7 protein-coding genes are annotated in these 13,125 nt (G+C 69.2%); 4 read left to right on the top strand and 3 right to left on the bottom strand.

Annotated elements, in window-relative coordinates; genetic code table 11:
• Window positions 1-49: 49 nt before the first annotated feature.
• The 3 genes from ACZ62B_RS00790 (at window position 50) to ACZ62B_RS00780 (ending at window position 9,022) form a co-directional block, all read left to right on the top strand.
• Window positions 50-1,312 (top strand): serine/threonine-protein kinase, encoded by a 1,263-nt coding sequence (locus ACZ62B_RS00790; RefSeq protein WP_469689061.1) that lies wholly within the window; start codon window positions 50-52, stop codon window positions 1,310-1,312.
• Window positions 1,313-1,448: 136 nt separating this feature from the next.
• Window positions 1,449-4,700 carry a DISARM system SNF2-like helicase DrmD gene (gene drmD / locus ACZ62B_RS00785; RefSeq protein ID WP_469689060.1) on the top strand — a complete coding sequence of 1,084 codons (3,252 nt, stop codon included), beginning with the start codon at window positions 1,449-1,451 and terminating at the stop codon, window positions 4,698-4,700.
• On the top strand, window positions 4,697-9,022 hold the full coding sequence (locus tag ACZ62B_RS00780) for an Eco57I restriction-modification methylase domain-containing protein (RefSeq protein WP_469689059.1): 4,326 nt from the start codon (window positions 4,697-4,699) through the stop codon (window positions 9,020-9,022). The genes drmD and ACZ62B_RS00780 overlap by 4 nt, the downstream gene beginning before the upstream one ends.
• A gap of 85 nt (window positions 9,023-9,107) precedes the next feature.
• On the opposite strand, the gene ACZ62B_RS00775 is transcribed toward ACZ62B_RS00780, so the two are convergent.
• The gene (locus tag ACZ62B_RS00775; RefSeq protein WP_469689058.1) at window positions 9,108-9,314 is read right to left on the bottom strand and encodes a DUF397 domain-containing protein; all 207 of its coding nucleotides are present in this window, start codon (window positions 9,312-9,314) and stop codon (window positions 9,108-9,110) included.
• Complete coding sequence (locus tag ACZ62B_RS00770) at window positions 9,311-10,171, bottom strand: helix-turn-helix domain-containing protein (RefSeq protein WP_469689057.1); 861 nt, start codon at window positions 10,169-10,171, stop codon at window positions 9,311-9,313. Before ACZ62B_RS00770 ends, ACZ62B_RS00775 begins: the two co-directional genes overlap by 4 nt.
• A 654-nt stretch (window positions 10,172-10,825) precedes the next feature.
• On the opposite strand from ACZ62B_RS00770, the gene ACZ62B_RS00765 reads away from it, so the two are divergent.
• A complete protein-coding gene (locus ACZ62B_RS00765; RefSeq protein WP_469689056.1) occupies window positions 10,826-12,355 on the top strand; it encodes a phosphodiester glycosidase family protein in 1,530 nt (509 codons plus the stop codon).
• A 61-nt stretch (window positions 12,356-12,416) separates the two neighbouring features.
• Here the strand turns inward: ACZ62B_RS00765 and ACZ62B_RS00760 are convergent, their stop codons facing one another.
• Complete coding sequence (locus tag ACZ62B_RS00760; protein ID WP_469689055.1) at window positions 12,417-13,085, bottom strand: hypothetical protein; 669 nt, start codon at window positions 13,083-13,085, stop codon at window positions 12,417-12,419.
• Window positions 13,086-13,125: the final 40 nt, after the last annotated feature.

Here is a 13,125-nt window from a genome sequence, read left to right as displayed (position 1 = left end):
GGAGTGAAGGGCGCCACGGGCGCCGGGACTGGGACTGGGGACGAGCGCGATGCGGCGAAGCCTGGGACGGTACGAGCTCACCCGGGAGCTGGGCCGGGGCGGCATGGGGGTCGTGTGGGCGGCGTACGACCCGCGGCGCGGCGGTGAGGTCGCCGTGAAACTCCTCCAGCCCCGCCAGGGCGCCTCGGACTTCACCTCCCTGGAGCGCCGCTTCCTCCGCGAGGCGCGCCTCACCGCCCGGCTGCGCCACCCGGGCATCCCCGCCGTCCACGACCACGGCAGCCACGAGGGCCGGCTCTACCTGGTCATGGACCTCGTCCCCGGCCGGCCCCTCGACGCCGTCCTCGAGAGCGACGGCCCGCTGTCCGTCGAGCACGCCGCGGACGTCACCCGGCGCACGGCCGAGGTGCTCGCCCACGCCCACGCCGAGAGCGTCGTGCACCGCGACCTCAAACCGTCGAACCTGATGCTCACCCCCGACGGCGAGCTGAAGGTCCTCGACTTCGGCGTCGCCGCCGCCCTCGACCCGCAGCCCGGCGAGACCCGCTTCACCGCGGCGAACGGCACGCCCGGCACGGTGATGTACATGGCCCCCGAGCAGGCCGTGGGGGAGACGGTGCCCGCAAGCGACCTCTACTCCCTGGGCTGCGTCCTCTACGAGCTGCTCACCGGCACCCCGCCCTTCGCCACCGGCAGCCAGTTCCTCCTCTACCACCGGCACGCGCACGACCCCGTACCGCCGCTCGACGAGCGCCGCCCCGGCGTCCCGGCCGGACTGCGGGAACTGGTGGAGGCGCTGCTGGAGAAGAAGCCCGAGGACCGCCCCGCCTCCGCGACCGAGGTGGCCGCACGGGCGGCCGCCTGGGCGTCCACCCCGGTGAGCCCCGCGAAGCCGGTGATCCCGCACCCCCGGCTGGCCGAGATCGACCGCGTCCGCCGGGCGGGCCGGCCCGCCCGCGCCCTGGAGGAGTACGGCGACCTCCTGGCCGCCCCCGGTCTTGGCAGGGCCGACGTCCTCGCCGCCCGCGTCGGGCACGCCCTGTGCGTGGGCGGCCTCGGCCGCACCCGTGAGGCACTGGACGAACTGAAGTCGGTCCTCGCCGAGCAGCGCAGCCTCCTCGGCCCGGACGACCCCAGCGTCCTGGACACCCGGTACGAGATCGCCGTGCTGCTGGCCCGCACGGGCGAGCGCCACGCGGCCAGGGAACTGCTGAAGCGGCTGGCCGACGACGAGGACCGGATCCTCCCCGTCCCCGAACCCCGGCACGGACGCGCCCGCACCCTGCTGGACCGGCTCGGGCGCATCGCGTGACCGGCCGAGCACCCGCCTTTTCGTAATCTATGTTCACAGTCAATGCTGCGTGTTACGCTGCGACCGCGCCGCCCGGAGGGGAGACGGGACACTGTCTACGGACGGCCGCAGGAGACACCCGAGGGGAACAGCGCCCATGACGCCAGCAGCTCAGCGCGAGACCGAGCGGACGGGGGCCGAACAGCTCCCCGAGGAGGGCAACCTCGTCGAGGTGCGCGGCCAGTCCTGGGTGGTCGCCCGCGTCGAGCCGTCCCCGGCCCCCGGCGCTTCCGACGGCGGCGGGGAGCGCAGGCCCGCCACCCTCGTCCACCTCCAGTCCGTCGCCGACGGCCGCTTCGGCGACACCCTCTCCGTCATCTGGGAGGTCGAGCCCGGCCGCCGCGTCCTGCCCGCCGGCTCCCTCCCCGACGCCTCCGCCGGCGCCTACGACTCCCCGAACCGCCTCGCCGCCTTCCTCGACGCCGTCCGCTGGTCCGCCGTCGCCTCCGCCGACGCCAAGACCCTCCAGGCCCCGTTCCGCTCCGGCGTCGCCGTCGAGCCGTACCAGCTGGAGCCGGTCTCCCGCGCCGTCGGCGCGCCCCGCGTCAACCTCCTCCTCGCCGACGACGTCGGCCTCGGCAAGACCATCGAGGCCGGACTCGTCGTCCAGGAACTGCTGCTGCGCGGCCGGGCCCGCCGCACCATGGTCGTCTGCCCGGCCGGCCTCACCCTGAAGTGGCGCGACGAGATGGCCGAGAAGTTCGGCCTGGAGTTCACCATCGTCGACTCCGAACACTGCGCCCGCCTGCGCCGCACCCACGGCACGGCGGCGAACCCCTTCCGCGTCCACCCGCTCACCATCGTCTCCCTGCCCTGGCTGCGCGGCCAGAAGGCCCAGCGCCTCCTCGACGAGGTCATCGGCGCCCCCGAGGAGAGCCCCGACGGCGAGCACAAGCGCTTCTTCGACCTGCTCGTCCTCGACGAGGCCCACCACGTCGCCCCCGCCGCGCCCAAGCAGGTCTACGCCGTCGACTCCCAGCAGACGAAGCTGATCCGGCGTCTCGTCCCGCACTTCGAGCACCGCCTCTTCCTCTCCGCCACCCCGCACAACGGCTACCCCGAGTCGTACACGGCCCTCCTCGAGCTCATCGACGACCAGCGTTTCGCGCGCGGCGTCGACCCCGACAAGGAGGCGCTGAAGGACACCGTCGTACGCCGCCTGAAGTCGACGGTCACCAACGCCGACGGCACGCCCCGCTTCCGCACCCGCGTCACGCGCGAACTCTCCGTCGACTACACGCAGCAGGAGCGGGCGATCCACGAACTGCTCGGCTCGTTCGCCGAACTGCGCCGCAAGAAGCTCACCCCGAAGGCACGGGGCGGCCGCCGCGCCGCCGACCTGGTGACCCTGCTGCTGAAGAAGCGCCTGTTCTCCTCCCCGGCGGCCTTCCTGCACACCGTCCAGGTCTACCTCTCCCACCTGGAGGACACCGGTGGCCCCGCGCGAGGACGCTCGGCCGCCGCCGAGGTCCCCGAGTGGCTGGAGGAGTTCGCGGACATGGTGGCCGACCTCGACGACACCGGCCTGGTCGACGCCGAGGACGACGCCCTGACCCGCTCCACCTCCCTCACCCCGGCCGAGGACGGCCAGGAACTCGACCTGCTCCAGGAGATGGAGCGCTGGGCGCTGACCCACGAGGCCGCGCCCGACTCCAAGGCGGAGGCGCTGATCAACGAGATCAAGGCGATCTGCCGCCCGGACGGCAAGAAGTGGACCAACGAACGGGTCGTGATCTTCACCGAGTACCGCGACACCCAGGAGTGGCTCCACGACCTCCTCCAGGCGGAGGAACTCACCGACGGCGGCCGCGTCGAGCGCCTCCACGGCGGCCTCTCGGCAGAGGAGCGCGAGCGCATCCGCCTCGGCTTCCAGACCGAGCCGTCCCGCGCCGAGGGCAAGGTCCGCATCCTCCTCGCCACCGACGCCGCCGGCGAGGGCATCGACCTCCAGAACCACTGCCACCGCCTGATCAACTACGACATCCCCTTCAACCCCAACAAGCTCGAACAGCGCATCGGCCGCATCGACCGCTGGGGCCAGAAGAAGGACCCCGAGATCACCCACTTCATCGGCTCCGGCTGGCAGCAGGCCCAGGCCGGCTCCTACGAGGCCGACCTGGAGTTCCTCTCCCGCGTCGCCAAGAAGGTCGCGCGCATGGAGCACGACCTCGGCTCCGTCAACGCCGTCCTCGCCGACGCCGTACAGCGCCGCATGACCGGCGACACCGCGCCGGTCGACATCGAGAACGCCAAGCCGAAGCCCATCAAGGGTCGCCGCACGGGCGGTGACGTCGCCCCCGAGCAGAACGTCACGGCACAGACGAAGCGGCTCGCCGACCAGTACGAGGAGACGGTCGGCACGCTGGGCCTGACGCCGGTCAACGTCAAGCGCGTCGTCGACACGGCATTGGCTCTCGACCACCAGCCGCCGCTCCTGCCGTCCACGGTCCGCGCCGAGGACTTCGAACCGGGCGACCTCTTCGACGTACAGCCCCTGTCCGGCAGTTGGGAACGGGCCACCCGCGGTCTCGCCCACAAGCTCCGCGAGGGCGAGCAGCGCCCGCTCACCTTCTCCCCGGCGGTGGCGGCGCAGGGCAGGGACGACGTGGTCCTCGCCCACCTCAAGCACCCGCTCGTCGCGCTCTCGACGCGCCTGCTCACGGCGGCCGTCTGGAACGCCGACTCGGTCGGCCTGAGCCGCGTCACCGCCGTCGTCACCGACGACCCGGCCGTCACGACGACGCTCGTCTCGGCGTACGCCCGTTACGTCCTCGTCGGCACGGACGGCACCCGTCTGCACGAGGAAGTCCTGTACGCGGGCGGCTGGTTCGGCGATACGGGACGCTTCCGCCGCTGGGAGTCGGTGGGCGAGCAGGGCCGGGTCCTGTCCCAGGCCCTCACCCGGGGCACCGAGGCCGCCCCGCACCTGCGCAGGGAACTCACGGAGGCCTGGCCCAAGCTCCGCGACCCTCTTTACCGCTCCTTGGAGGCCCGCGCCGCCGAACTCGGCCGCCAGTTGGAGAGCCGCCTCGCCGACCGACGGACGGAGGAGGAGCGCCGCATCACGGCCACCCTCGACCGCTTCGAGGCCACCCTGCGCGCGAAGCTCAAGGAGGAGGGCGAGGGCGAAGGCGAACAGCTCGCCCTGCTCACCACCCACGAACTGACCGGCCACGAGCGCCGCCAGTTCGAGGAGGACCGCCAGCGCTGGCAGCACCGCCTCGAAGGCCTCCCCGCCGAGCGCGAGCGCGAGCTGGCCGCCATCGCCGCCCGCTACCGCGAGCCCCGCTCGCACCTCTTCCCCGCCGCCGTCGTCTTCGTCGTCCCCGCAAAGGAAGCCCGCCGATGAGCCCCCGCCGCCCCATGAGCCGTGGAGTAGCCGCCGCCAAGGCCCAGGCCGCCGACGGCCGTCGGCAGCACCAGGAGTGGCTGGACCTCACCGAGGTCTCCGGCCCCTTCCTGACGATGCCCGTCCTGCTGCGCGCCTGGCCCCAGCTCGACGCCTTGGAGAAGGACGAGCGCGCCCGTCTGCGCGCCCACCACGCCGACTGGCAGACCGACACCGTCGCCGGGCGCGACGCGTGGGTGGCGTACGTCCTGCGCCGCCTGCTGGGCTGGGACGACGCCCTGACCTTCCGCGAGGGCGAGTCCGAGCACCACGGCCTGGACCGCCTCACCCTGCGCGTCGCCGAGCACAACACCGAGGTCCGCCCCGACTTCGCGTTGGTGGAACCGGGCGCCGACCTCGCCGCCGAGCCCGACGTGGACTCCGCCGCCAAGCGCGTACGGCTCCTCGGCGTCACCGTCCCCGCAGGCACGGCGCCCACCGCGCGGGCGGGCGGTGGCGGTGACTGGGCTGCCGCTCCGGCCGACCGTCTGGCGCGTCTGTTGCGCCACCACGGGGTGCCGCTGGGCCTGGTCACGGACGGCCGCTGGTGGTGCCTGGTCTGGGCCCCGCTGGGTGGCGTGACGACCACGGCCGTCTTCGACTCCATCGGTTGGAACGAGGCGGCGGAGCGCAACGTGGTTCGCGCGTTCGCGTCACTGCTGAGCCGCCGCCGCTTCTTCGAGTACGACGAGCCGGAAACCCTGGTCGGCCTGCTCAAGGCCAGCCTGGCGGCGGGCGAGGACGTCACCGAGGCGTTGGGCGTCCAGGTCCGGCAGGCGGTCGAACTCCTCGTCGACGCGATTGGGCGCGCGGACGTGCGCGCCGCCGAGAACGGCGCACTCGGCCTGCACGCGTCGGGGGTACCGGCGAGCGAGATCTACCGCGGCGCGGTCGCGGTGATGATGCGCGTCGTCTTCCTCCTCTTCGCCGAGGAGCGCGGCCTGCTGCCGGCCGACAACGAGGTGTACGCACGCTCGTACTCCGCCCGCTTCCTGCGCGACGAGCTGAAGGCACGGGCGGACGAGGAGGGCGAGACGTCCCTCGAACACACGACGTCGGCCTGGCACCGCCTGATCGCCCTCTTCCACGCCGTGCACGGGGGTGTGGACCACCCGGGCTCCGGTTTCCGACTCCCCGCCTACGACGGCTCGATCTTCGACCCGGACAAGTACCCGTGGCTGGAGCGCACCACCCCGCTCCTCCCGATCGACGACCGTACGGTCCTGCACATGCTCCAGGCCGTGCAGGAGGTCCGCGTCGGCAAAGGCAAGGACCGCGAGGTCCGCACGCTCAGCTTCCGTGCGCTGGACGTCGAGCAGATCGGCTACGTGTACGAGGGCCTGCTGTCGTACGACGGGCGTCGGGCGACCGAGCACATGGTGGGCCTCATCGGCCCGGAGGGCCTGGAACACGAGGTCCCGCTGCGGGAGCTGGAGTCCCTGGCGGCGAAGGCGGGCGGCTCGCTGAAGACGCTGGCGAAGTCCATCCACGAGAAGTGGAAGGACCCCAAGCCCCCGGCGACGGCGGGCCAGTTGGAGAAGAAGCTCGCCCCGCTGGGGACGGAGGAGTCGGCGGAGGCCCGTCGCCGCCTGAACGCGGTGACGAAGGACCCGGCACTGACGGAGCGCCTGCTCCCGTTCGTCGGCATCCTCCGCGACGACCTGCGCGGCCTGCCGACGGTCATCCCCAACGGCACCCTGTACGTCACCGAGTCCTCCCTCCGGAAGAACACGGGCACGCACTACACGCCCCGCTTCCTCGCGGAGGAAGTCGTCCTGCACGCGCTGGAGCCCCTGGTGTACGAGCCGGGCCCGCTCCAGACGGCGGACACGGGGGAGTGGCGGCTGAAGTCGGCCGACCAGATCCTGGACCTGAAGGTCGCGGACATCGCGATGGGCTCGGCGGCGTTCCTGGTGGCGGCGTGCCGCTACCTGGGCGACCGCCTCATCGAGGCCTGGGAGAACGAGGGCCGCACGGACGCGATGGTCTACCGGGCGGGTCGGGCTGTGGACGCCGTGACGGCGGCCGACGCAGAACAGGACCCGGTGGTGGTCGAGGCGCGCCGCCAGATCATCGAGCACTGCCTGTACGGGGTGGACATCAACCCGATGGCTGTGGAGATGGCCAAGCTGTCGCTGTGGCTGGTGTCGATGGACCCGGAGCGGCCCTTCACGTTCCTGGACGACAGGTTGGTGTGTGGCGACTCGCTGCTGGGCGTGCACAGCATGGAGCAGCTCCAGTCCGTCCACATGAAGCCGCAGGGGCAGACCGACGTCCTGGCCGAGCAGGCACGGGACCTGGTGGACCAGCTGACGCGCGAACGCCTGGCGATCACCGCCATCAAGGGCGTCGACCTGCCGGCACTCCAGAAGAAGCGGGAGCGGCTGGAGGAGGTCAACCGGCACTCGCGACGGCTGCGGCTGGTGGGCGACCTGATCGCGGGGGCGGCGCTGGCTACTTGTGCTTCGGGACGGGTGCCTTGGTATGAGGAGGAGGGTGGGGAGCGGGTCCGTGATCTGTTTCCGCGGGCTGTGTGGATCGTCCAGCAGATCGTCGCGGACGGCGTTGAGGACGACTCTGACGTGGTGCGCGAGGCGCGGGTTACGGCGGAGGAGTGGCTGGGGGCGGAGCTGCCGGAGGGGGCGTTGGAACGGCGGCCGGTGCATTGGCCGTTGGTCTTTCCGGAGGTCTATTCACTCAAGGGTGGATTTGATGCCATTGTGGGCAACCCCCCGTTTTTGGGTGGCAAGAAGTTGACGGGACCGTTCGGACAAGCCTATCGGGAATACATGGTCGACTACCTTGCAGGGGGTAAGCGGGGCAACGCGGACCTTGTGGCGTACTTCGAGCTCCGAGCGCACAGACTCCTAGGTGAGGCTGGGCAGACGGGGCTGGTTGCAACCAACACTCTGGCTCAGGGGGATACCCGAGAGGTTGGGTTGGACCAAATCCTCAGTAATTCTGTGGAGATTCGGCGAGCCATCAAGAGCGCCCCCTGGCCATCTAAGTCAGCGGTGCTCGAATATTGTGCGGTCTGGACTAGTAGACAGCCTCTGTCTGCGGGTGCAGTCCGGTATCTCGGCGGTACTTTGGCGCCGAATGGGATCACCTCATCGCTTAATCTCCGATCGCGCGTATCATCATGGGTGGAGGGGATCGTACGCAACACGGGCGTTGCGTACATCGGTAACTTCGTCAATGGTATCGGTTTCGTGCTGAGTCCCGAGGAAGCGAAGGACTTGATGCTGAGAGAACCACATTCCCGAGAAGTACTCTTCAACTACCTCAATGGCCAGGATCTCAACGGGAGTCCGGATTTGTCGGCGAGTCGGATGATTATTGATTTTGGGGATCGTTCGCTCAGTGAGGCTGAACGCTATCCATTGGCACTTGCTCGCGTGCGTGAGTTGGTGAAACCGCAGCGGGACAGGCTGGGTGACGATAAGCGTGCTACGCGTGAAAAATGGTGGCAGTATGAGAAGTTGGCGCCTGGTCTGCGTTCCGCTATTAGTCCACTGAGCCGCTGTATCGCGATCACGTTCAGCAGCGCTACGCAAATGCCCGTCATGGTTCCAACCGGGTCTGTTTTTTCGCACATGGTGGTCGTTGTCCCAAGCGAAGACTTCGCGCAGCTCGGATTTCGATGTAGTGCGGTGCAGTACTGGTGGACGACGGATAGGTGTTCCAGTCTGAAGTCTGATCTACGATATACGCCGTCTGATGCGGCCAGGCCTCTGGTGCAGCCCGTATTCACTGAGCGATTGCGAGCATCGGGTTATCGCCTACATTCCTATCGGAAGGAAGTGATGCTTCGTCGTAAAGCTGGACTTACTGATACCTACAACATGCTTCATGATCCGGATTGTGAAGATGCGGATATCGTCGGGCTGCGTCAAATTCACGAGGACATCGACAGGGCCACTATTGAGGCCTACGGTTGGGATGATCTCCTGGACGATTCTGGGCAGACGCTTCCTGTAGACCCGTCCCACGAGACGTTTTCACTGGATCATGGCTTCCACGAGACTGAGCAGGGTATCCGCTACACCATCGGCCTCCTTGCCCGGACCGAGATCATAGACCGGCTGCGCCAGTTGAACCACCAGGCGTACGCCGACGAGGTTCACCTCGGTCTGCACAAGGGAGTGACGGAGAAGAAGGCCAGGGAGAAGCACCCCGACCTGCCCCCGCCCTCCCCCGAGGCCGTCCGGAAGCGCAAGGAGCAGATGGCTGCGCGAGGTGGGTCGGATTTCGGTGAGGGCGCCGAGGGCGCCCTCTTCTGAGCCGGTGGCATGACAACGGGCTGGTTCGCATCATCTCAAGTGACTGGAACCAGCCCGTTGTTCCGTTCGGAAGTCCTGGTCGGAGCTATCCCGCCGTGAGCGCCACGAACGCTGCCCACTCGCCCCGGCCAACCCGCAGCACCGGCCCACCGTCCGCGACTTTGGAGTCCCGCACGTACACGGCGTCGAGACCGGCAGCCACCTCCACGCAGTCGCCGCCATCCGATCCGCTGTAGCTGCTCTTGAACCAGTGCAGCCCGTCCACGTTCTCGGTCACCTGCTCCACGCTCACGTCTCTCCCACCATCCGCTCGATGAGTCGTGCAGACTCCTCGACGTTCAGGGCCTGCGATCGCAGCTTGCCATATCGCAACGAGAACGCGCTGACCTCGGCGGGATCCGTGACAACGCACCCGACCCCTTGGGACTCGAAGTACCCGAGGAGCCTGTGTTCGTGTGACTCCACCACCACGAACGGACCGTTCTTGCCCGGATGGAACCCCCGCCCGGCGGGCATGACCTGAACCTCCACGTTCCGCAATGCGCTGACCTCCAGTAGGCGTCGCCACTGCTCGCGCATGACCTCAGAGCCGCCCACCGGATCGCGCAACGCCTCCTCACTCACGATGAACGACAGCTCCGCCAGCGGCACCCGCGTCAGCAACTTCTGCCGACTCAACCGCGCCTCCGTGTGCTGGTCGATGATCTCCTCGCTCAGCGGCGGACAGTGACCGGCGAACACCGCCCGCGCGTACCCCTCCGTCTGCAACAGCCCCGGCACCAGCAGCGGATCGTACGAGAAGCGGCTCACCACCTCCGCCTCGATGACCGCGAAGTTGCGGAAGAAGCGCGGCAGTTTCGCCCGGTCCACCTCGTTCTGGAGTACCTCCAGAACGCCCCCCGCCTCCAACACCCGGTCCGCCGCCCGTGTGAACGCTGCCTTCGCCGGCCGCCGCCCCTGCTCGACGGAGGCGACCTGCTCCAGCGAGTAGTCGATGGCCTCCCCGAGCTGCTGCTGGTTCAACCCGGCCCGCTTCCGTAGATGCTGGAGCAGCCTCCCGTACGCCGCCCACGCCCCCGGCAGGTCACCCCCGCCCTCCTCCTTCGCCTTCGCCGCCCGACCGCCCCGCGTCTCCCGCACCGTGCTCATGCCTCACGCCCTTCCGTCCCGCACCGCACCCCGCCCACCCGCCCGGTGGCGACGGACAACTGCGCCATCGGGACTTGTCCAACGAGATGCGCGAGAACCGGGACACGGCACGGCCCCGTACAACGCAATATGTGAAGTGTTCGCACCGCCAACCCGACTTGTAGATCAGGCGAGTTGAAAACCGCTCACTCGACCCGGCCGCTGGGCGGTCAACCGGTGTGACATGCCCCCGCCCTCATCACCACGGCCGCTGTTTGCCGTACGGCGACAGCGGCGCTTTCCACCACGCTGTTCACGGCGTGCTGCGCGGTCCTGGCCGGGGCCCGCTCGTACGCGGCCGCAGGCCAGTGGGCCCCGGCCACCTCGACGATCTAGCCGGGTCGTTTCCCGGTCGGCGCCGGGCATGTGGCGGTGGACGGCAAGACCGCACGCGGCTCGCGCGTTCCCGGTGACGAGCCAGCCCGTGCCGCTCAGCCTTGGACGCCTTATGGCTACCCTGCATGAACGCCGACATGGCCGGCCGCTGTCTCTCTGTAGGAGAATGTCCATTGCCACGCCACCGCCAGTATACCAGTACTGGTTGCCGCCCTCGGAGTACTGACTTCACTCACGCTTGCCGCCGCCCCCGCGACAGCCGAGAACGATCCGGCCCGTATGCCTCTCGGCCCCTCCTCGTTGCAAGTCAGGGTCGGTGCGGTCCAGACCCTGGCACCGGGCGTCACCTATCAGAAGTTCACCCAGGGGGAGCCCTCCGACGTGTGGTCGGTCTGGCTCAAGAACCCCGTGAACTCCGGATGGCTCGTGGGAAATCGTCTCTACGCCGACCAGCTTGCCGCTGAACTCACGCAGAAGGGATTCCCCGCCCGCGTCGACACTTTTGATGCTCCCGCGACATCGGATACCCCTGCCGGTACCGTGGGATACACGGTACGCGTCGGCCAGTTCGACACCTCGCGCCGGACGGACGCACAAGAGCTGCTGGACCAACTGACGCAAGCGGGCTACAGCGGGAGGGTCACCTACACGGCAGAAGACGGCGAACCCAGTTCCGGCCCCTGGGAAGTACGAGTCGTCAAGATCGCCCCCGATGCCGCTGTGAAGGTACAGGCCGTCAACGGCAGGGAACTTCGCTCAGCGCAGACAGTGCGCGAGATGGCGAAACTCAACAACGCCCTCGTCGCGCTGAACGGCGCCGAGTACGACATCTCGACCGGCCCGGACTTCTCAGGGTTCGATGGCGACCCCGAAGGGCTGTACATGAAGGACAACGCCATACTCAGCGAAGCCAACAACGGGCGTACAGCGCTGCTGCTCGAAGGTGCCGGAGCCCGGGCGCGCATCGCCGAAGTCACCTCGAAGATCCAGGTCACCGCCCCGAACGGTGACCTCAGGAGCATTGACGGCATCAACCGGGTTCCCGGACGCAACTTCGGCTGCGGCGGGGTCGGCGGCGACATCCGCAAGGACGACCAGGCCCCCACTCTGGCCCCCTGGCGCAACACGCTGTGCGTCGACGACAACGAAGTCGTCGTCTTCCGACCCGAATGGGGTGACACAACGCCGAGCCCTGGCAACGGAGTCACCGACAGCACCGAGGTGGTGATGAACGGAAACTGGGTCGTCCAGGAGATCAGGAGCCCTGCCGGTGGGACGATCCCTCCCGGCGGTCGCGTCATGCAGGGCATAGGCGACGGCGCCACATGGCTCCAGGAACACGCCGTCGTCGGAGCAGCCTTCAAACCCGGTGCCGGCGTGGTGGATTCCACGGGGCGATCGGTCACCAGCCCCACGCTGTCCGCGGTTGCGGGTGGTGGCCCCGCCCTCCTCCGTGACGGGCACACACTGATCAACACCGCCGCCAACGGGATGACGAACTTCCAGGGCCGACCCAACCTTTCCGTCGTGCAGCGTCACCCGCGCACCCTCGCCGGCATCACATCTGCGGGCGAGCTTCTCCTGGTGACTGTCGACGGCCGTCAGGCGGGCGTCAGCGTAGGGGCGACCTGGCACGAAGCCGCCGGCATCATGCAATGGCTCGGTGCGGAAGATGCCGTCGGCCTCGGCTCAGGAGGCGACTCCACCTTGATCATCAACAACACGCTGTACAACCGCCCGACAGACACCTGGGGAGCCACGCACACCGAACGCGAGGTCGGTAGCACCGTCGCAGTCATCGCACAGTAAGAGCTGACGGAACCCCGTGAGCTGTGCCGTTCCTCCTGCGCCCAAGTGATCGGAGACTCGGTCAGGTCTCCGACAGTACGAGCCAGACCTCGGAGAAGGCGAGGCCGTGCTCACGTATCACCGCCCCGCAGGGGCAGCCCAACGTGGCCCGGTGCCAGTCACAGGTCACTGCCCAGGGGCCGTCCTTGCCTCCGCACTCGGGGCAGCCGACGGTTTCGGCCGCCCATACATCCGACGCGGGTCTGGTGTAGTGACGGAATCGGCCCATGTAGCGGGCCTGCCAGGGCTCGACCGGCGGGGTGAGGGGGACGGCGCCGGGTGCGTTCGTCGCGGCGAGGGCGGTGAGCAGTGCGGCCAGGCCGGGGAGCAGGGACTCGCCTGCTTCGGTCGGCGGTGCCGCGCGTTCCATCGCCTCCGGCACGGTGCCGTATCTCGGAGCCGCAGCCGCGAGGGGCGGATTCGGGACCGCGTGCCAGGGCAGCAGGGCGCGGGCGACGGCGGCCAGGAGAGCGGCGGCAGGCGGACTGACGGCACCGGCGTCGAGGTGATGGACGGTGGTCCGGAGTATGCGTTGAAGCCGTCTGTCCCGGTCCGTCGCCCTGATCCGTGCTGCTGTGCCCCGCCGGGTGGGGAGCGGGGCGGTGAGGCGGGCGAGGACAGCCCTTACCGCCTCGGCGTCCGCCGAGGAAAGGCGCCACTCGCCCGCGGCGAGGAGCTGCCGGGCTCTCACGGACTCCCGGGTGAGAGCGCGTGTCCACAGAGGGCGTGCC

This window comes from Streptomyces sp. NPDC053426, assembly GCF_055585405.1.
Note: the sequence above shows the minus strand (reverse complement) of the source record. Positions and strands in the feature narration are given on the sequence as shown.